The 18,708-nt window shown below is 70.7% G+C and carries 24 protein-coding genes; 11 read left to right on the forward strand and 13 right to left on the reverse strand.

The window, feature by feature from the left end; genetic code table 11:
* Positions 1-10: 10 nt before the first annotated feature.
* Positions 11-445: an Rrf2 family transcriptional regulator gene (locus tag OG254_RS14270; protein WP_405581424.1), complete on the reverse strand. Its 435-nt coding sequence runs from the start codon at positions 443-445 to the stop codon at positions 11-13.
* A 176-nt stretch (positions 446-621) separates the two neighbouring features.
* Here OG254_RS14270 and OG254_RS14275 point away from each other — a divergent pair, with 176 nt between their 5' ends.
* The 3 genes from OG254_RS14275 to OG254_RS14285 all read left to right on the forward strand — a co-directional run bounded on the left by OG254_RS14275 (position 622) and on the right by OG254_RS14285 (position 3,983).
* Complete coding sequence (locus OG254_RS14275; RefSeq protein ID WP_405581427.1) at positions 622-1,287, forward strand: DUF3105 domain-containing protein; 666 nt, start codon at positions 622-624, stop codon at positions 1,285-1,287.
* Positions 1,284-1,907, forward strand: coding sequence for a DUF305 domain-containing protein (locus OG254_RS14280; protein WP_405581430.1), 624 nt, complete (start codon positions 1,284-1,286; stop codon positions 1,905-1,907). Before OG254_RS14275 ends, OG254_RS14280 begins: the two co-directional genes overlap by 4 nt.
* Positions 1,908-2,039: 132 nt before the next feature.
* Entirely contained in the window at positions 2,040-3,983 is a 1,944-nt protein-coding gene (locus tag OG254_RS14285; protein WP_405581433.1) for a protease pro-enzyme activation domain-containing protein, read from the forward strand.
* A 97-nt stretch (positions 3,984-4,080) separates the two neighbouring features.
* Here the strand turns inward: OG254_RS14285 and panB are convergent, their stop codons facing one another.
* Positions 4,081-4,956 carry a 3-methyl-2-oxobutanoate hydroxymethyltransferase gene (panB, locus tag OG254_RS14290; protein ID WP_147996374.1) on the reverse strand — a complete coding sequence of 292 codons (876 nt, stop codon included), beginning with the start codon at positions 4,954-4,956 and terminating at the stop codon, positions 4,081-4,083.
* Positions 4,957-5,147: 191 nt separating this feature from the next.
* Between panB and OG254_RS14295 the strand changes: the two genes are divergently transcribed.
* The 3 genes from OG254_RS14295 to OG254_RS14305 all read left to right on the forward strand — a co-directional run bounded on the left by OG254_RS14295 (position 5,148) and on the right by OG254_RS14305 (position 8,744).
* Positions 5,148-6,737: an MFS transporter gene (locus OG254_RS14295; RefSeq protein ID WP_351198727.1), complete on the forward strand. Its 1,590-nt coding sequence runs from the start codon at positions 5,148-5,150 to the stop codon at positions 6,735-6,737.
* 136 nt (positions 6,738-6,873) lie between these two features.
* Positions 6,874-7,503, forward strand: a complete 630-nt coding sequence (locus tag OG254_RS14300; protein WP_351198725.1) for a TetR/AcrR family transcriptional regulator — start codon at positions 6,874-6,876, stop codon at positions 7,501-7,503.
* 188 nt (positions 7,504-7,691) lie between these two features.
* A complete protein-coding gene (locus tag OG254_RS14305; RefSeq protein ID WP_405581438.1) occupies positions 7,692-8,744 on the forward strand; it encodes an endonuclease/exonuclease/phosphatase family protein in 1,053 nt (350 codons plus the stop codon).
* Between the two features lie 360 nt (positions 8,745-9,104).
* Here OG254_RS14305 and OG254_RS14310 read toward each other — a convergent pair whose 3' ends face one another.
* The 6 genes from OG254_RS14310 to OG254_RS14335 form a co-directional block, all read right to left on the reverse strand.
* Positions 9,105-9,416: a hypothetical protein gene (locus tag OG254_RS14310; protein WP_405581441.1), complete on the reverse strand. Its 312-nt coding sequence runs from the start codon at positions 9,414-9,416 to the stop codon at positions 9,105-9,107.
* Positions 9,382-10,140, reverse strand: coding sequence for a hypothetical protein (locus OG254_RS14315; protein WP_405581444.1), 759 nt, complete (start codon positions 10,138-10,140; stop codon positions 9,382-9,384). The genes OG254_RS14310 and OG254_RS14315 overlap by 35 nt, the downstream gene beginning before the upstream one ends.
* A gap of 32 nt (positions 10,141-10,172) precedes the next feature.
* Positions 10,173-10,451 (reverse strand): hypothetical protein, encoded by a 279-nt coding sequence (locus OG254_RS14320; protein WP_405581446.1) that lies wholly within the window; start codon positions 10,449-10,451, stop codon positions 10,173-10,175.
* The gene (locus OG254_RS14325; RefSeq protein WP_405581449.1) at positions 10,448-12,586 is read right to left on the reverse strand and encodes a phage/plasmid primase, P4 family; all 2,139 of its coding nucleotides are present in this window, start codon (positions 12,584-12,586) and stop codon (positions 10,448-10,450) included. The genes OG254_RS14320 and OG254_RS14325 overlap by 4 nt, the downstream gene beginning before the upstream one ends.
* A 176-nt stretch (positions 12,587-12,762) precedes the next feature.
* Positions 12,763-12,903 carry a hypothetical protein gene (locus tag OG254_RS14330; RefSeq protein ID WP_405581452.1) on the reverse strand — a complete coding sequence of 47 codons (141 nt, stop codon included), beginning with the start codon at positions 12,901-12,903 and terminating at the stop codon, positions 12,763-12,765.
* 113 nt (positions 12,904-13,016) lie between these two features.
* Positions 13,017-13,214: a hypothetical protein gene (locus tag OG254_RS14335; RefSeq protein ID WP_405581454.1), complete on the reverse strand. Its 198-nt coding sequence runs from the start codon at positions 13,212-13,214 to the stop codon at positions 13,017-13,019.
* Positions 13,215-13,505: 291 nt separating this feature from the next.
* Here OG254_RS14335 and OG254_RS14340 point away from each other — a divergent pair, with 291 nt between their 5' ends.
* The 5 genes from OG254_RS14340 (at position 13,506) to OG254_RS14360 (ending at position 15,948) form a co-directional block, all read left to right on the forward strand.
* A complete protein-coding gene (locus tag OG254_RS14340; protein ID WP_405581457.1) occupies positions 13,506-14,552 on the forward strand; it encodes a C40 family peptidase in 1,047 nt (348 codons plus the stop codon).
* Entirely contained in the window at positions 14,549-14,809 is a 261-nt protein-coding gene (locus tag OG254_RS14345; RefSeq protein WP_405581460.1) for a helix-turn-helix domain-containing protein, read from the forward strand. Before OG254_RS14340 ends, OG254_RS14345 begins: the two co-directional genes overlap by 4 nt.
* Positions 14,799-15,149, forward strand: a complete 351-nt coding sequence (locus OG254_RS14350; protein ID WP_405581463.1) for a hypothetical protein — start codon at positions 14,799-14,801, stop codon at positions 15,147-15,149. The genes OG254_RS14345 and OG254_RS14350 overlap by 11 nt, the downstream gene beginning before the upstream one ends.
* Complete coding sequence (locus tag OG254_RS14355; RefSeq protein ID WP_405581466.1) at positions 15,149-15,352, forward strand: hypothetical protein; 204 nt, start codon at positions 15,149-15,151, stop codon at positions 15,350-15,352. The genes OG254_RS14350 and OG254_RS14355 overlap by 1 nt, the downstream gene beginning before the upstream one ends.
* Positions 15,353-15,414: 62 nt before the next feature.
* Positions 15,415-15,948 (forward strand): hypothetical protein, encoded by a 534-nt coding sequence (locus tag OG254_RS14360; protein ID WP_405581469.1) that lies wholly within the window; start codon positions 15,415-15,417, stop codon positions 15,946-15,948.
* Between the two features lie 44 nt (positions 15,949-15,992).
* Here the strand turns inward: OG254_RS14360 and OG254_RS14365 are convergent, their stop codons facing one another.
* From OG254_RS14365 to OG254_RS14385, 5 genes are read right to left on the reverse strand one after another with little or no spacing between them, the layout of a single operon-like run.
* The gene (locus tag OG254_RS14365) at positions 15,993-16,151 is read right to left on the reverse strand and encodes a hypothetical protein (RefSeq protein WP_405581472.1); all 159 of its coding nucleotides are present in this window, start codon (positions 16,149-16,151) and stop codon (positions 15,993-15,995) included.
* On the reverse strand, positions 16,148-17,077 hold the full coding sequence (locus OG254_RS14370) for a hypothetical protein (protein ID WP_405581475.1): 930 nt from the start codon (positions 17,075-17,077) through the stop codon (positions 16,148-16,150). The genes OG254_RS14365 and OG254_RS14370 overlap by 4 nt, the downstream gene beginning before the upstream one ends.
* On the reverse strand, positions 17,074-17,223 hold the full coding sequence (locus OG254_RS14375; protein WP_405581478.1) for a hypothetical protein: 150 nt from the start codon (positions 17,221-17,223) through the stop codon (positions 17,074-17,076). The genes OG254_RS14370 and OG254_RS14375 overlap by 4 nt, the downstream gene beginning before the upstream one ends.
* Before the next feature lie 4 nt (positions 17,224-17,227).
* Positions 17,228-18,460 (reverse strand): helix-turn-helix domain-containing protein, encoded by a 1,233-nt coding sequence (locus OG254_RS14380; protein WP_405581481.1) that lies wholly within the window; start codon positions 18,458-18,460, stop codon positions 17,228-17,230.
* Complete coding sequence (locus tag OG254_RS14385) at positions 18,457-18,672, reverse strand: helix-turn-helix transcriptional regulator (protein ID WP_405581483.1); 216 nt, start codon at positions 18,670-18,672, stop codon at positions 18,457-18,459. Before OG254_RS14385 ends, OG254_RS14380 begins: the two co-directional genes overlap by 4 nt.
* Positions 18,673-18,708 lie beyond the last annotated feature (36 nt).

Raw genomic sequence — 18,708 nt, forward strand, 5'->3', positions numbered from 1 at the left:
CGGTTCCGCCTCAGGGCGCGTGGCCGATCTGCAGGAGCAGCGGCCCGGTCGGGTCCGCGGTCACGTCGGCCACCGTCAGCGGGTCCAGCGAGGCGAAGAACGCCTCCTGGGCCCGCCGCAGCGCGCCGCGCAGCCGGCACCCGGAGTTGAGCGGGCAGGGGTGGTCGCCCTCGCACTCGACGACGTCGCCGTCCCCCTCGAAGGCGCGCACGATCGCGCCGACGGAGGCCGTACGGCCCCGGTCGCCGATCGAGAGCCCGCCGCCGCGGCCCCGGCGGGCGACGACCAGCCCCATGTGCTGGAGCTCGGCGACGACCTTGGCGGCGTGCGTGTACGGCACCTCCATGTCCGCCGCGACCTCGCGGGTCGTCGGCGTGGCGTCCCCGAGGACGGCGAGCCGCATGAGGAGGCGCAGTGCCAGGTCGGTGGAGCGCAACAGCCGCATACCGGGAAGCGTAGATAATGCGCATCCCCGGTTCAAAATATCGGCCTGCGGGGCGGGCGTCGGCAGAGTGGGTCGTTGCGATCCGGACTTTCCCGCCACCTCCCTACGAGAGGCCACTCCTTCCCCATTACGATCAGCGGACCCGACCGTCCCTTTCGCCAGAAGGACATGACCTCATGGGCTCCGCCAAGAACAAGAACAGCGCTGAGCGCAAGGCGCGAATAGAGGAGATGCGGCGTGCGGAGCGGGCCCGTGAGCGCCGCAACCGCATCCTCACCATCGCCGCCAGCACGGTGGTCGTCGCCGGCCTCGTCGTCGGCGGAGTCGTGCTCGTCCAGTCGCAGTCCGACAAGAAGGACGAGGCGAAGCCCGACAAGAAGACCTCCGGGAAGTTCGTCGCCGGCGCGGACGGCGTGCAGACCTGGAAAGGGACGCTGGCCAGCACCCACGTCGAGACGAGCGTGAAGTACCTGATGGAGCCCCCGGTCGGCGGCAACCACCACCGCGCCTGGATGAACTGCAACGGCGACGTCTACACCAAGGAACTGGCGCGGGAGAACGCCGTGCACTCGCTGGAGCACGGCGCGGTGTGGGTGACGTACACCAGCAAGGCGGCCAAGGCCGACATCGAGGCGCTGGCGGCGAAGGTCAAGCAGACGCCGTACACGCTGATGAGCCCGGACGAGCAGCAGAAGGACCCGATCATGCTCAGCGCGTGGGGGCACCAGCGCACGGTGACGAGCGCGAGCGACCCGAACGTCGGCAAGTTCTTCGAGACGTACGTCCAGGGCAAGCAGACGCCCGAGCCGGGCGCGGCGTGCACGAACGGTCTGTCGGAGTGAAGCAGCACGTCGGCTGGATTGCAGGAACCGCGGCGGCGGTGCTCGTCGCCGCGGGCGCGATCACCTACGCGGTCGCCGAGGACGGCGGTTCGGGCACGACCCCGGTCGCCGACTCGGCGGACGCCGGCTTCGCGCGGGACATGGCGGTGCACCATCAGCAGGCCGTGGAGATGTCGTACATCGTGCGCGACCGCACCGATGACGAGGACGTGCGGCGGCTGGCCTACGACATCGCGCAGACGCAGGCCAACCAGCGCGGCATGCTGCTGGGCTGGCTGGACCTGTGGGATCTGCCGAAGGTGTCGTCCAAGGCGCCGATGACCTGGATGGGCATGGGCGACATGCCCTCCGCGGGGGACGGCTCGTTGATGCCGGGCATGGCGACCAACGCGGAGATGAAGAAGCTCGGGACCCTCAACGGCAAGCAGGCGGAGATCTTCTTCCTCCAGTTGATGACGGCCCATCACAAGGGCGGCATCCACATGGCGAAGGGCTGCCTCGACCGGTGCGGGGTCGGCGTGGAGAAGCGGCTCGCGCAGACGATGGTGAACGGCCAGAAGTCGGAGATCGACCTGATGGCCGACATGCTCAAGGAGCGGGGCGCGAAGCCGCGGTCGTAGGACCGGAAATGGCTTTGTCATTAACGTAGTTGGGACCTTCTTGGGCCGGGCATTCCCCTGGCGTGAACGGTTCGTCGCTTAAGTGGCCACCGTCGGGTGATCCACTCGCACACGAATCGCACAGGGGGTTCCATGAGATCTCGACATGCCGCGCGGCGCGCCTGCGTGAGTCTGGCGGCGACACTGCCTCTCCTCACCGGCGCGCTGGCGCTCGGCATACCGGCGGCGCACGCCGCCGACGCCCCGGGCCGTGACCGGCTCGCCGGCACCAAGCCCGCGTGGGCGACGCCCCGGGCGGACAAGGGCGCGGCCTCGGACGGCGCGCAGGTCGCCGTACGCGTCTACCTGCAGGGCAAGGACGCGACCGGCCTCGCCGCCTACGCCAAGGCCGTCTCCGACCCGGACTCCGCGACGTACGGCAAGCACCTGAGCGCGGCCCAGGCCCAGTCCCGCTTCGGCGCGACCAAGGCTCAAGTGGCCGCCGTCAAGGGCTGGTTGACGTCGGCGGGACTGAAGGTCACGGGCGTCACTCGACACTATGTCGCCGTCAGCGGCGATGTGGCCGCCGCGGAGAAGGCGTTCGGCACCCAGCTGCACAACTACACCAAGGGCGCGAAGACCTACCGCGCGCCCACGACGGCCGCCTCGGTGCCGGACGGCCTCAAGGACGCCGTCCTGACCGTCACGGGCCTCGACAACTCGCCGCACCTGGCGAGCCACCGGGACCAACTGCCGCCGCCGGAGACGGTGTTCCGCAACGCCGGGCCGTTCTCGACGTACCACGGCTCGAACGTGGCGAGCACGCTGCCGGACGCGTACGGCACGAAGGTCCCGTACGCCGTCAAGGGCTACACCGGCAAGCAGCTGCGCGCCGCGTACGGCGCCGGCACGCGCACCGGCAAGGGGGTGCGCATCGCCATCACCGACGCGTACGCCTCCCCGACGATCGCCTTCGACGCGGCCACCTACGCGAAGCGGGGCGGCGACGCGGCCTGGAAGAGCGGCCAATTGCGCCAGGTCCTGCCCGCGAAGTACACGCGGACCAAGGAGTGCGGGGCGGCCGGCTGGTACGGCGAGGAGACCCTGGACGTCGAGGCCGCGCACGCGGTCGCGCCCGGCGCACAGATCACGTACGTGGGCGCCGCCTCCTGCTACGACGAGGATCTGCTCGACTCGCTCGGCAAGATCGTCGACAACCATCTCGCCGACATCGTCTCCAACTCCTGGGGCGAGGTGGAGGCCGACCAGACGCCGGATCTCGCGGCGGCCTACGACCAGGTCTTCCAGTTCGGCGCGGTCGAGGGCATCGGCTTCTACTACTCCTCCGGCGACGACGGCGACGAGGTCGCGAGCACCGGCACCAAGCAGGTGGACATCCCGGCGAGTTCGGCCTGGGTGACGGCGGTCGGCGGCACCTCGCTGGCGGTCGGCAAGGGCGACAAGTACCTGGGGGAGACCGGCTGGGGCACGCAGAAAGCGAGCCTCGCGGCCGACGGGAAGAGCTGGACCGGCTTCCCCGGCGCGTTCGCCTCGGGCGCGGGCGGCGGCACGAGCAGGACCGTCGCCGAGCCGTACTACCAGCGGGGCCTCGTCCCGGACGCGCTGGCCAAGGCCAACAGCGCCGACGGCAACCGGGTCGTGCCGGACATCGCGGCGATCGCCGACCCGAACACCGGGTTCCTGGTGGGGCAGACGCAGACCCTGCCGGACGGCAGGACCCAGGCCTACGACGAGTACCGCCTCGGCGGCACCTCGCTCGCGGCGCCGGTCATCGCCGGCGTCCAGGCCCTCGCCCAGGAGGCGGCGGGCGGCAAGCCGCTCGGCTTCGCCAACCCCGCGATCTACGCGCGCTACGGCTCGAAGGCGTACCACGACGTCACGGACAACCCGACGGGCTCCGGACTCGCGGTGGCCCGCGTCGACTTCGTCAACGGCTACGACGCGACGGAGGGACTGGCCACGTCCGTACGCAGCCTCGGCAAGGACAGCTCGCTGAGCGCCGTGAAGGGCTACGACGACGTGACGGGCGTCGGCACGCCGGCGGGCGGCTATGTGGAGTCGTACCGCCGCCGCTGATCACCGGGCAGGAAACCGGGCACAAAGGGGCGCCCCGCCGACGGGGGAAGATCGGCGGGGCGCTTGGTGCCGCAGTGGTTCAGGGGCCCGGGAGGGCTCAGTGGACGGAGTGCGCCTCGAGCGGGAACGTTCCGCCGACGACGTCGTCCGCGAAGGCCTTCGCCGCGTTGCCCATGACCTCGCGCAGGTTCGCGTACTGCTTGACGAACTTGGGGACGCGGCCGCCGGTCAGGCCCAGCATGTCCGTCCAGACCAGGACCTGCGCGTCGGTCTCCGGTCCTGCGCCGATGCCGACCGTGGGGATGTGCAGCACACGCGTCACCTCGGCCGCGAGCTCCGCCGGCACCAGCTCCAGGACGACCGCGAACGCGCCCGCGTCCTGCACCGCCTTGGCGTCGCGCAGCAGCTGCGCGGCCGCTTCCTCGCCGCGGCCCTGGACGCGGTAGCCCATGGCGTTGACGGACTGCGGGGTCAGGCCGATGTGGGCCATCACCGGGATGCCGGACTCGACCAGCAGCTCGATCTGGCGGTGCGAGCGCTCGCCGCCCTCCAGCTTGACGGCCCCGACGCCGGCCTCCTTGACCAGCCGGGTCGCCGAGCGCAGGGCCTGCACCGGGCCCTCCTGGTACGAGCCGAAGGGCAGGTCGCCGACGATCAGGGCGCGGGAGGTGCCGCGTACGACGGCCGCCGAGAGCATGGTCATCTCGTCGAGCGTCACGGGCACCGTGGTCTCGTAGCCGAGGTGACAGTTGCCCGCCGAGTCGCCGACGAGCATGACCGGGATGCCGGCCTCGTCGAAGACGGACGCGGTCATCGCGTCGTAGGCGGTGAGCATGGGCCACTTCTCGCCGCGCTCCTTGGCGGCGGCGATGTCACGAACGGTGATGCGGCGGGTGCCCTTCCCCCCGTACAGCGCATTGCTGCCGTCGGAGGGCTTCGCCTGAGGCGTCTGGGCAGCCGAGAGCTGCGTCATGGCAACGGCTCCTTCATGTCATCTCGAGGCGCCCTGACGGCGTCCCCGGATCCCCTCCATGGTGGCACTTCGTGCCAGTCGCGGCCAAGCCCCCTCGTGTGAGATGCACCCCGATGCCTCCCGTGTAAGAGCTCGGTAAAAATTTACGATACGAGACGGTGCCGTATCGAAAGTCTTCTAGGCTCGACGCCATGACTTCTCCCGTCCCTGACACCGGCTCCCGGATACCGGAGGCCGTGCATCGGCGCCGCTGGGCGATCCTGGGTGTGCTGATGCTCAGCCTGCTGATCGTCGTGCTGGACAACTCCATCCTGAACGTCGCCATCAAGACCATCTCGACCCCCGCGCCGACCGGCCTCGGCGCCACCCAGAGCGAGCTGGAGTGGGCGATCAACGCCTACACGCTCGTCTTCGCGGGCCTGCTGTTCAGCGCGGGCATCCTCGGCGACCGGCTCGGCCGCAAGAAGGTCCTGCTCGGCGGCCTCGCCGTGTTCGGCATCGGCTCCGCGCTCGCCGCGTTCTCCGGCTCACCGGGCGAGCTCATCGCCTTCCGCTCGGTGATGGGCCTCGGCGCCGCCTTCGTCATGCCGGCCACCCTCGCCGTCCTGATGAACGTCTTCGAGCGCGACGAGCAGCCCAAGGCGATCGGCATCTGGGCCGGCGGCGTCGGCCTCGCCATCGCCATCGGCCCGATCACCGGCGGTGTGCTGCTCGACCACTTCTGGTGGGGTTCGGTCTTCCTCATCAACGTGCCGATCGTGCTGCTCGCCCTCGCGCTGATGCTGTGGCTGGTCCCGGACTCGCGCGATCCGAACCCCGGTCGCATCGACCCCGTCGGCGTCGTGCTCTCCGTCGTCGGCCTCGTCCTGCTCGTCTACGGCATCATCAAGGGCGGCCAGCTCGCCGACTTCACGGACCCGACGGTCCTCGCGACGATCGCCGCCGGTCTCGCCGTACTCGCCGCCTTCGTGGTGTTCGAAAAGCGCAGCGACCACCCTTCCGTCGACATCACGTACTTCCGCAACAAGGTCTTCTCGGCCGCGATCGGCGTCATCGCGCTGGTCTTCTTCGCCCTGATGGGCGTGACCTTCTTCTCGGTCTTCTACACCCAGAGCGTGCGCGGCTACTCGCCGCTGGAGACCGGTCTGCTGATGCTGCCGCTGGCCGCCGCCCAGATGATCTTCGCGCCGCGGGCCCGGCTCCTGGTCGACCGGTTCGGCAACCGGGCCACGACGACCGGCGCCATGCTGCTCATCGCGCTCACGCTGGCCGCGTTCGCGACCTTCGAGGCGGACACGCCGATCTGGGTCCTGGAGGTCGTCTTCTTCCTCATGGGCGCCGCGATGGCGCACATCATGACGCCGGTCAGCGTCGTCATCATGCAGGCCCTGCCCCGCGAGAAGGCCGGTTCCGCCTCCGCCCTCAGCAACACCTTCCGGCAGGTCGGCGGCGCCCTCGGCATCGCCGTCCTCGGCTCGGTCCTGTCGACGGCGTACCGCAGCGACATCGAGGACCGGCTCACGGCGTTGCCGGAGGGCCTGCGGCACACGGCCGGCGAGTCCATCGAGGCCACGCTCGGCGTCGCCGCCAAGCTCGGCCCGCGCGGCGAGGCGCTCGTCGGCCCCGCCAACGACGCGTTCCTGCACGCCATGCACGTCACGGCGCTGTGGGGTGCGGGCATCGCCGTCCTCGGCGCGGTGGTCGTGGCGCTGTTCCTGCCGGGGCGGCCGACGGCGCCTCAAAAGGGCGAGGAGGAGCGGGAGTTGGTGGCGTCCGAATAGAGCCGGGCGGGGCGGACGGGAGTGCCGGGAGGGGGCCGGGGCGGTGGCCGCGGACGACTCGCTGCGGCCCGGCCGCCGCACCGGCGGCGGCATACCCGGGGGACAATCAGCGCAGCCCACGGAAAGGACCGACCAAGTGAGCCTCGCCGACAGCAATCCCCGGCCGGACGGCCCCGTCCGGGGCCGCCCCCGCAGCGAGGCCGTGGAGCGGTCCATCATCGAGGGCGTCATCCGGCTGCTGGAGGACGGGGTGCCGCTCGCGGAGCTCTCCATCGAGCGCATCGCCCGCACCGCGGGCGTCGGCAAGGCCACCATCTACCGCCGCTGGAGCGGCAAGGAGGAGCTCTTCGTCGACGTCGTACGCGCCGCCGAGCCCCCGGACCCCGAGCTGCCCGGCACCTCGGTGCGCGACGATCTCGTGACGCTGCTGGAGCAGTTGCGCCGGCGCGGCCTGATGACCCGGTCGTCGGTGCTCCTGCACAACGTCATCGCCCAGATGAAGCGCAGCCCGAAGATCTGGGACGCCTATCACGCGAACGTCGTCGAACCGCGGCGCAGGAAACAGCACGAGATCCTGCGCCGCGGGCAGGAGAACGGCGAGCTGCGCACGGACATCGACGTCGACGTGATGAACGACATGGTCTTCGGCCCGATGCTGGTGCGTGCCGTCATGCGCCCCGACGCCGATCTGCCCGATGGGCTGTCCGAGCAGATGGTCGACACCGTGCTCGAAGGTCTACGGCCCGTCAGTTCGGGCACTCCGTAGTACGCATGTGCGCGTTTCGTCACAGAGCGCGCTTTCCCCGGCCCGGACCGGAACTCGCGAAGCCGACTTGTACGTCCTCGCCCCCGTACGGCCGTCATGGGGACGGCATGAACGGAACCGATCATCCCCTAGGGTTTCCATGGGCGCGGGGGGACGACGGTGTGCACGGCAGGTAGTGAGGCGACGGTATGGCGCAGCAGGCGTACGTGACGGAGACGGACAGCAGCGGCTCGGGGCCCGAGCGCAAGGAATCCGGGCTTCGGCGCCTGCAAGGCCGCCTGGTCTCGGGCTGGCGCGGCGACCCACGCATCTGGCGGCGCGGCATCGTGCTGGCCGCCCTCGCAGTGATCCTCGCCCTGGTCATGGGGCTGCACGCGCGGATCCCGAACGCCATCGGCAACCTCGGCTCGCTGACCGAGACGTTTCTGCCCTGGCTGGGCTTGTTCATCCCGGTTCTTCTCCTGCTGGCCCTGCTGCGGAAGTCCGCGACCGCGCTGATCGCGCTGCTGATCCCGGCGATCGTCTGGCTGAACCTCTTCGGCGGCCAGCTCTCCGACAAGACCGGCACCGGCGGCGACCTGACGGTGGCCACGCACAACGTCAACGCCGACAACACCGATCCGTCCGGAACCGCCCAGGACGTGGCCGCGTCCGGCGCGGACGTCGTGGCGCTGGAGGAACTGACGGCCGACGCGGTTCCGACGTACGAGAAGGCGCTGGCGGCGACGTACAAGTACCACTCGGTGCAGGGCACGGTCGGGCTGTGGAGCAAGTACCCGCTCAGCGGTGTCAGGGCCGTCGACATCAAGCTGGGCTGGACCCGTGCCATGCGGGCCGCGGTGACGACGCCCGCCGGGCAGGTCGCGGTGTACGTCGCCCATCTGCCGTCGGTGCGCGTGAAGATGGAGGCCGGGTTCACCGCCCGGCAGCGCGACAAGAGCGCCAACGCGCTGGGCGAGGCCATTTCCGACGAGCCGCTGCAGAAGGCCGTGCTGCTCGGCGACCTGAACGGCACGATGAACGACCGTGCTCTGCGGGCCGTCACCGCCCAGATGCGCTCCACGCAGGGCGCCTCGGGCAGCGGGATGGGGTTCAGCTGGCCGGCGTCGTTCCCGATGGCGCGGATCGACCAGATCATGGTGAAGGGCGTCGAGCCGATGAGCTCGTGGACGCTGCCGGAGACCGGGAGCGACCATCTGCCGGTGGCCGCGCGTGTGAAGGTCGACACATCCGCGTCCTGAAAGTCGCAGGTCAGCGCCTTTTGGATGGATCCTTGCAACCGGGTTGTCATCTGCCGGAATGCTGGGCCTGAGACGCTTTGTTCCGTACTTGAACATACGAAGTCACGGAACGACGCTCTCGACACCCCGAAAGGCAAAGGCACTTCATGCCACTGGCCCTGCTCGCCCTCGCCGTAGGCGCCTTCGGTATCGGCACGACCGAGGTAGTAATTCGCACGTAGGTACACGGAGCGTAGCGGGAAGCGATCAAGGAACGCCCAGCTCAGGGAGCCTTCCTTTCTAAGGCAGGGTGCGACCCGGAGACGGCCGCCGACGGGGCCGAAAACTACGGGCTGTAGCCGGAGAACCGTTACCGACTCTTTACCGTCGGCGCAGGTCGTTCAGCGCTCCCCAGCTGCCGGGATCGTGCACCGAGGACGCGCGGTCGATCTTGCGACTCATGGAAGCGGTCCGCAGCCGGGCGCGCAGCTCCGGCGGCCAGGTGGCGATGGCCTCCGCGTCCGGGTCGGCCGGGGCAGGCTCGGGCGCCGGGCGGGCCGGGGGCTCCTCGCCGGTGCGGCCACGCTCCCGAAGCAGCTCCCCGCGCAGCCGCTGAATCTCGGCCGCTGCACCGGGCTGGCCGGGGTCGGCCGCCAGCTCACGCAACCGTCGCTTGATCGTCTTCCGGTCCATCGTCGTCCTCCTCGTCGAGCAGATCTCCGAACTCGTCCTGGATCTTCGCCAGTTCGGACAGCACGGCATCCGCGCTGTCCGGCTCGCGGTAGCGCGGAGGGGCCGGGGCGGCGGACGCCCCGGGCAGCAGGGCGAGCTGTGGCCGGGGTGCCTCCGGCGCCGGGCCTGGGTCACCTCCGCCCTCAGCCTTGAGGGTGTGGCCCGCGACCTCCAGCGCGTACATCTGGAGCTTGGCCCGGAAGGCGCCGTCCAGGTCGGGCAGGGCGGCCGTCACGGCGTCCACGGCGGCCATGACGGCAGCCACGACGTCGGTGGCCTCCTCCTCCACGCGGCGCTCCAGGGCGATGGTCATGGCCTCGGGGGCGTCGGCGCCCTTGAGCTTGCGCAGGGACTCCTCGGCCCGCAGACACCTGTCCCACGCCCGGCCCCAGGCATCCGAGCCCTTCTCCGTCCCGGCCAGGGAGGCATACGCCCGGCGGAACAGATCCTCCAGCCGGACCTCACGCATGGCGACGAACTCGTCCGACGCGCGCTGGGTGCGAGTGCGGAGCAGGTGCGACAGCCGGTCCTGCACCGTGGACTTGGGCATGCCGACCTCGGCGGCGATCCGGCGGACGGGCAGGCCCGCAGCCGCCAGCCCAAGGATCTTGTCGTCGACTTGTCCGGGCTCCGGGCCAGCTCCAGGGCCGTGTGTCCGGTGCGCCTCGTCCGGCGGTGCGGTCATGATCGTCTCCTTCCGGGTGTTACGGGTGGGGCTCATGTGTCGGCGCCCAGGGTGAGGGCCAGCTCGCACAGGACGTTGACGGCGTCGTCACAGGCCCGTTCGCGGGCGGCCTGCCAGGCGTCGTGTGCCCGGCGCCAGCGGTCCTCCCGGGGCCGGTGCGGTCCAGTGCGGCCGGAGACGCGCATGACGCACGGACGGCCCACGGGCGCCCCGCACCAGCGGCACGGGAAGTCCTCCGGCCGGGGCGCCGGGACCCGGGCGGCGAACCGCTCGCGGGCCTCAGCGCAGGCGTCGGTCAGGGCGGGGTTCACGACCGGGCCCCCGCAGCGGGGCAGCCGGAGGCGTGCTCACGGGCCGGGCAGCGGGGATGCATCTGGCACCGGTCCGCGACCGAGGCGGGCGAAGCGGGCGAAGTTGCGCCCTTCTCTACAGGGCGCCCACTCACTTCATCTGCCCGGTCTTGATCCTTTGCCGGCTGTATCTGCGCCCTGTAGAGAAGAGGGCTAACTCCGCCCGCTTCGCCCGCCTCGGCGCCCCTCTCGTCCCGGTGGACCGTCCCGGCCCTGACGTTGAGGGCAAGCGCTCGCGTCGTCTGGCGCCTCACCTCCACCACCCCCGTCACCGACAGCAGCCGCTCCTTGAAGCCGTCCCGGCCCATGTCCAGCCCACCGTCCTGCTTCTGCTGACGGGTGAACGCCTGGAACAGCTCGGTCGTGGTGGCGGTCTGCTCGGCCGGGAGGGTGCTGCGGGGCTCGGCCGGGGTGACGGTGCAGTAGTCGGCCACCCATCGCGCCACCCGGTCGGACTTGACCACGAACTGTTCGGTCACGGCCCGGTTGGCGGCGAGGTAGCCGCCTCGGGCGTAGTGCGCCTGCCACGCCTTGACCCACCGCACGAGGATGCCGGGCAGCTCGCCCGCCAACCTGCTCTCCAGCTCCAGGTCTTCCCGTCCGGCGACGGAGTGACCGAACCAGAAGGGCCGGATGCGCTCCATGTACGCGCCGGACGGGTCGGACACGTGCGGGATGTTGTTGGCGCTGAAGGCGAACAGGGCCGTCGCCGTGAAGTCGAACGGCTGGCCGTACTTGTGGTCCGCCGTGACCATGTCGACGCCGGTCATCTTCTTGAAGAGCCGGATGTCCGCCACGTCCTTGGACGACGGGTCGGCCGACAGGTTGACCATCTTCCCGTACAGGTGGGCGGCGGTGAACTTGTCGTCGGCGAGTTGGTGCAGGTCCACCGCCGAGCAGTTGGCCTCGCCCGCGATCTGCTTGATGATCCGCAGGAAGGTCGACTTGCCCGACCGGGGCGGCCCGAACAGGAAGGCTGCCTTGGTCGGAGTGCGGGACTGGTCGAGCATCAGGGACACGACGTTTTCCAGCTCGTCGGCCTGGTCCGGGCAGACCTGCTTCAGCCACGCCTCGTACTGCGGGCAGGTCGCGTCCGGCAGCCACGGCACCGGGATCTGCGACCGGGACAGGTACTTGGGGTCGTGCTCCAGCAGCTCACCCGTCATCAGGTTGAGCATGCCGTTGGCACAGTTGAGCAGTGGCTCCGAGAGGGTGTCCGGGATGACCCGGCCCTCATCGATCAGAATGCCCCTGACCGACTCCTCCACGGTGCTCTTCCACACCGGCCGGTACTGCTCCCCGAGCAGCCGACGCACCGACGCCAGCACGAACGTGCCGTCGATCTGGAACACGCCGTCCACGTACCCTGCGATCTTCTGCTCGGCGGTCAGCGCGCACGGGTGACCGTCCATCACGTCCTTGGACAGCGTCTCGGCCAGCAGGCCATCGCGCTCGTCGAAGTACTTCGACCGGCGCTTGGCCGGGCGGCGTCCGAGCTTGCCGGGGGCCCGGTCCGCCACTCGCTCCAGGTAGGCGGTGCGCTTGTCCGGCGCCTTCCGGCCGAGCACGTCGTCCAGGCCGTCAGTGGCCCCGGCGCCCGCGAGACGGGCGAACTTGACCTCGGTGGCCCCGGCGTCCAGCAGGGCATCCCGCAGCTCCGAGGCAGCGTCGTAGACGTCCCGGTTGGTCGCGGTGTCCTTGTCGAACATCACGACGACCGGCCGGTCCTCGGCCCAGTCCAGGTCGGTGCCGATCCAGTTGGAGCACCCGGGCACGCCCGCCACGCCCCACTCCGGCGGAGCCCACGACAGGGCCGCCAGGCTCTGCTTGGTGCCCTCGGCGATCAGTACCCGCGCGCCCTCGGTCGGCTCCCGGAAGACCGCGACGAACGACCCGCACCCCTTCGGGAAGACGTACTTGGACTCCTCACCGTCGATCACAACCGGCGCGTCCGGCCGGAACTGCGGCACCGGCTTGTCACGGCCCGGCACCGGCCACCAGAACAGGATCCCGTCGCCGTTGCACAGCCCGGCCGGGAGACCCTGGCCCACTGCCTCGGCCGCCGTGACAGACCGGGTGTGGTGCTGCTCCAGCACCTCATCCGTGGTCGCCTGGCCATTGAGGAAGGCCCGGTGCTCCGGAGACAGCAGTGAATTACCTGAACCGGTAATTCCGGAGCCATTCCGGGTACCATCGTCATAGACGAGGTTGGCCCCCGCGTCTCCTTCAGAGCCCCCCGGCTTGAGCCCCCGGGGGGTTTCGTCTTTCGCGTTCACTCCGCCGCACCCCCTGACGGGGCGAGCAGCCGCCGCACCTTGGCGATCACTACGTCGGGCGCCGGAGCGCGATTGACCCGTGCCTGAATTTCCTCGTCCAGCGTCGGTCGGTCCTTCACCGGCATTTCCTGGGCCATCTCTGGGCCCCTTTCCGCACTGGTTGCCTCGCGCCTCCTTTCCGTGGTCTTTGGTCAGGTGCTGTGCCGGTCGGTGGACGCCTTGCCCGTCCGGCGGGTGGTGCTCGGTTCGGCTACGCGGCCGGGCCCGTCAGTGCTTCAACCTCGCGACGCAGCCGCTTGGCCTCGGTCTCCAGCGTGTTGGCCCGCTCCAGCGTCAGTTCTGCGCCCAGGCGTTCCGCCTCTTCGGTGCGCCCGTAGCGCAGGGCGATGGCCCGGCGACCCTTGAGAGACCGCTCGGCGGCCGACATCGGGACCTTGGGAATGGGCATGATCTCCTCCCGGAAAGCAAAAGGAACCCGCGCCCCTTGTGGGGCTGGGTTCCTTGGTCTGCTTACAACCTACCCCGGGTGCGAGGTTCAGCAAACCGTCTGGGCACCGGGCGTCGAAGTTTGTAGGTTCCTATTTATCTTCATCTACTTAATTCGTGTACGCGCTTTTACGCGCGATTACTCACGGGGGTACAAGAGGGCACAAAGGGGGCGCACCCCAGTCATGATCCCCATTCTTTGGAGTGCGCCCGCCCCTCCATTATGCTCCTTTTAAAAGCCGGGAGGCGCGCAATGGATTTCCTCACCATTTCCCAGGCGGCGGACCGCCTGAACACGACGACGCAGGCGGCGTACGACGCCCTGAAACGCGGCGACCTGGAGCGCGTGCCCGGCGAGGGGATCATCCTGCTCACCGGCGCCTCCGTGGATGCCTTCGCCCGGCGTCGGCGCAGCCGGGCTGCCTCGGGCCTGACTCCGCAGACGGCCGCGCAGTACCTGGCCGATCACCTCCGTCCGCCGCCCGAGCCCCTGACCGTGGACGGCCGCAGCGTGGCCACCGGCGAGAAGCCCCCGCCGCCCGCTCCGCTCACGCGGGAGGAGCTGCGCACCCGGCGGGACAGGGCCCTGGGTCAGATGCCCGCCCTGCGTGCGATCTTCAGCGCTGACGTGCTGGACGCGGTCCTCCTGCCGGACGGCGCCGGGTGCCGGTGGTGCGCGTCGGACGTCCCGGCGGACGAGGTGTTCGCCGCCCGAGGCGAGGCCACCTTCCGCACCCTGTTCGGCATGGAGCCCTGTGCCCGGGATCTGGACCGCTGGGACGGCCAGGTAGCCGAGACCGAGCGTCGCCGGGCCGCCGCTCGCGCGGCGAGCGACCAGACAGCGGCGGACGGCCGTATGCGCGCGGACGCCCTCCGGTTCGCTGAGCTGAAGATCGGTGCGCCCTACGCCGACGACGCCGACGGCCCGATGGCGTTCGACTGCGCCGGACTGGTGCGGTGGGCCTACGCGCAGGCGGCCGGGGTGCTCGTGCCCCGCATGAACCTGCCCCTGATCGACGCCGGGCAGCGCATCGAGCTGGACAGCCTGGAGCCGGGGGACGTCGTGCTCAACCGCCCGGCCACCCATGCGGGCCTGTACGCCGGGAGCGGCCGGGTGCTGCACGCGGCCGAGGGCGGGGTGCAGTACACCTCCCTGGACGGCTTCACGGACGGTGTGAGGCTGTCCCGGCCGGGCCTGGTGGCATCGGGCGCGGAGACCGTCGACAGCGGCTCCCTGGCCGCTCTGACGGCTCTCGCGGCACTGCGGGCCGCCGCTGACGAGATGGGACTGACGGTATGAGCGCCCGGTACCGGTGGCCCCGGCCGGGGGCCGAACTCTCCCCCGCTGCTCGCGCGTTGACGCTGCTCCAGGGCAACGGGGACACCGGCATGACTCCGGCGTCGGTCGGCGTGGTGCTGGGGCTGCCCGCCGCTCAGGCCCGGCGCCTCCTGGAGACGCTGGTCCGCCGGGGCAAGGTCGTCCGTATCGACGACAACTACCGGGCCGCTCCCGCTCCAACTGACGAGACTCCGGGAGGCGTTGACCATGTCCGGTGAACTGGACGCACAGCAGGCCGAAATCGTCGCCGCCGGGCGCGCGGCGCTGGCCGACATCCAGCAGGCGTCCGGCGAAGCGACGGCGGCCGTGGTGCGGGTGGTCGCGCAGCAGACCGGAGTGACGCTCGCTGCCCCGCCCGGCCCGTCGATCATGGACGCGACCCGGGCCCAGCTCCTGGACGCCGACCGCCGCGCAATGCACGCCCGTGCCGCTATGGACATCGTCCTGCGGGGCTGGTTCTGGGGCGACGCGCAGACCCTCGGTCAGCTCATGCCCGACCTGCCGGAGGACGTCCGCGAGCAGGTGGCCGATCACCTGGTGCAGGCGGGCCTCTCCTGATGGGCGGCGGGGTCGACAGCATCAGTCCGTTCCTGCGCGCCAGGGCGCTGCGTCACATCCAGACCAACCCCGGCCGCACCGCCGACGAGCTGACGGCGGTGCTGTCGGTGTACGACCGGAGCCTGTTCGGTGGGGCACTGCGGAGCCTGCGGGAGTGCTGCATGGTCCGCGTGGACACCGACGGGCGCATCTGGGCGGCCTGAGCTGGGGCGACCACTGCCGGCTGAATTCCTTAAATGAGGCTCGGCGGCGGCACAATCTGCGTATGACTCTCGCTGCCTCGTCCTTCTGGGACGACTGGCCCAAGTTCGTGCCCGGGTGGCTCGCGTTCGTCGCGACCGTGGGCACGTGGATCTACAAGGCGTGGACTCGTCGTCACACGGTGGCGCTCGGGGCCGCCGACGATGAGCTACGCGAAGCCCTGGAAGCCGCCCGGACCCGCTTCGAGGACATCATCGCCCAGGGCCGCCGGGCCGACTGGTTCATGGACGAGAAGCGGCGCGAGACCGCCCGCAAGATCCGGGACCTGTCCGAGCGCCGGAAGGACGAGGCCCTGCGCGTGGAGCTGACCAAGGTGGCCGACGCGTGGGACGAGACGTTCGCCCTCGCCCCTGGCGCTGGGGGTCCGTGGGTCCGGTTCATGGACCAGCCTTCGACACCTCAGGAGCGGGCCGAATCGGCTCGCGTCCAGGCGCAGTTCGGCAAGGAGGCGGACGTGGCCCGTACAGCTCTGGAGCACATCACGACAGCTCTCACCCGGTTGAACGAACTGGAGCGCAAGACGCTCGGCCGGTCATGACGGAGCCCCGCACCGGTCACCGGTGCGGGGCTCGCGTCTGTGCGTCAGAGGGAACCGAGGATGTTGGTCGCCGTGGCCCCGAGTTCGCCGAAGCCACCCATCAGCATGACCGTCGCCGCGATGGCAATCAGGGCGGGGACGCGGTGCTGCTTGGCTGCGGCCACGAGGACCACCAGAGCGATCAGTGCGCCGAACTGGATCACTTGGATTCACCTCCTCCCGAGCCGTTGACCGAGCGCACCACGCGCCGGACGTAGCCGGGCTCAGCGGTCACGCCCTCGGTGGCGAGGGCACGGCCGATCTCGGGAGCCGTGGTGACGCCCTGGCTGATCAGTTCGCGGATGCGGTCCGCCGTCGTACCGGTGCTGTCCCGGTCCTGTGCCGGTCCGTCCCGGTCCCCGGACCGGTCCTGTGCCGGTCCGTCCCGGTACTCCTCGGCGAACTGCTCGCCCGCTCGCGCCAGTTCGGCCGGGTCGGTGTCCCGGGTGCTCGCCGACAGCTCCAGGACGGTGGGCCGAGCCGCCTCCAGGGAGCTGCGGACGGCGGCCGTGTGGGCGTCCACCCGGAGGGTCTGCCGGTCCACGGAGGCCACGGCCTGCCGGACGTACGCCTTGCTCAGCCGGTCGGCGAGGTCGTCCCGGTCCACGGGGGACAGCTCCCGGTCGATGTGCTTCATGATCCCGAGCCAGAGCCCCTTGGCGACGGCGCTGACCAGGGCGCCGATCACGGCGTACCCCAGGTCAGGCCAGGCGTGCCAGAAGATCGCGCCCATCGTCACGACCAGCAGCACCCACCCCAGCGACCGAGGGAAGGCTCGCTTCCCGGGGTCGAACCGGGCCTTCCACTCCAGGATCAGGCAGACGGCCCAGCTCAGGTCGAACACCAGGGCGGCGAGGAACCCCATGCCGCCGTGCAGCAGGCTGCCGATGCTCCAGGTGGACCAGGCGACGGCCACGGCCGTCAGCGTGAGCACAGCGCCTACCGCCACGCGGGTGCTGATGACATCCCAGTCCACCGGCGGCACCGGCACGGGGGCGAACTCAACGGTCTTGGTGGTCTCGAAGGTGGAGCCGTCCGGCCGGGCCACGGTGACCGGTCGGCGCTCGGGCGGCGGGGTGCGGAGCTTCATCGGGTGGCCTCCTCGTCGTCGGTGCGGAACGGCTCCAGGACGGCGGCGAGTTCCGCCGTCACGGCCTCGATCTCGGGTCCCCGGGCGACGGCGTCGGCCAGGGTCTGTTCGGCCCTCTCGCGGGCTTCCACGGCTTCCTGCACCATGGGGTTACTCCTCTTCAGTGGCATGGAGGGGGATCGTGTAGCCGTCGGTGGTGCGGGTGACTGCGCCGTCGGCGGCGAGCGCATTCACGGCCGCGTGCACGGCGGCGGGGCTGCGCCCGGTGGCCCGTGCCAGGGCGCGCACACCCAAGGGCTCGGGCGAGGTCATGAGCGCGGTGAGCACGTCATCGGCCACGGGCGGGCGGGTGTTCGTTCGCTGTTCGTTCGGTGCCTGGATGCGCAGGTCAGAGGGCGTACGAACGCCCGAACGAACGGGCATGCGCACGGGCGCAGGCAGTGGCGGGACCTTGACCAGGCAGACGCGGTTGCGCGCCCCGGCGAGTGCGGTCTCGCTCATCCACAGGCCGAAGCACACGCGCGCCTTCTTGCGCTCCGGCTCCCACACGAGCAACTGCCCGGCGCGCTCCAGCTTGTCCGGCCGCCAGCCTGCCGCTGCCAGCTCCTTGAAGATCACGTGGCTGTCTTCGGCGGTGGGCACCAGGCCGACCACCTTGCAGGTGAACAGCATCCGGATCTCGGACGGGATGGACGAGGTCTTGAAGTCCTGCACGCCCGCCCACACGTGGACACCCAGCTCCCGGCCGGTCTGCATGATCTCGACCAGGTCCGAAAGCGCTGCGGCTGACAGGGAGTTGAACAGCCGGGACTCGTCGGCGATGAGCACCAGGTGCGGGCGGCGGGTCATGCGGCCCCGGGCGGGGAACTCACGGGTGACCAGATCGGACAGGAACGCCTCGATCTCGCCCAGGTCGTCCAGGACGCGGCAGTGCCGCCGGTAAGGCGCCACCGACGCACCCCACTTGCCGTCCAGACAGACGACCTGCCAGTCCGGCTGACGCAGCGCCCACGCCCCGAGGGCGCGCAGGACCGAGGTCTTGCCGCACCCGGTGGTGCCGACGGCGGCGATGTGCTGCGCGGGCTTGATCCGGACCGGTCCGCCGAACAGTCCCCGCCGGGCCACGGTCACCCGGGACGCGAACCAGCGGTGCCAGAACCGGTCCGGCTGAGGGCTCCAGCGCATGAGGCGCTGTACGGCGGCGTCCGGCAGATGCGTGTGGACCCGCTGAGCCAGCGGACGCTTCAACTCCTCCTTGGCCTTGGCGCGTTCGGCGGACGCGAGGGCCCGGCGCTTGGGCAGGCTCAGCCGCCAGACCGTGAACTTGTGCCAGACGAACCAGGCGGCGAGGCCACCGGCGACGAGCAGAACGAGGGTGGTCATGCCGTGCCCCCGTCCGCCTCCAGGTAGCGGATCAGGTCAGCCGTGCGTACGCGGCGGCGGCCCGCCACCCGCAGCACGGGCACGGGGAATTCGGCCCGACGGTGCAGCCGGTAGGCGGTGGTCGTGCCGATGCCCAGGGCGCGGGCCGCCTGAGCGAGTGAGACGAGCGCGGGCCAGGCGCGCACCTCGTCGAGCGTTGCTGGTTCGCCCATGTGGGGCTCCTCCGGGACAGGACCCGGACCAGCACA

The sequence above is a fragment of the Streptomyces sp. NBC_01092 genome (assembly GCF_045039535.1).
Taxonomy (GTDB): domain Bacteria; phylum Actinomycetota; class Actinomycetes; order Streptomycetales; family Streptomycetaceae; genus Streptomyces.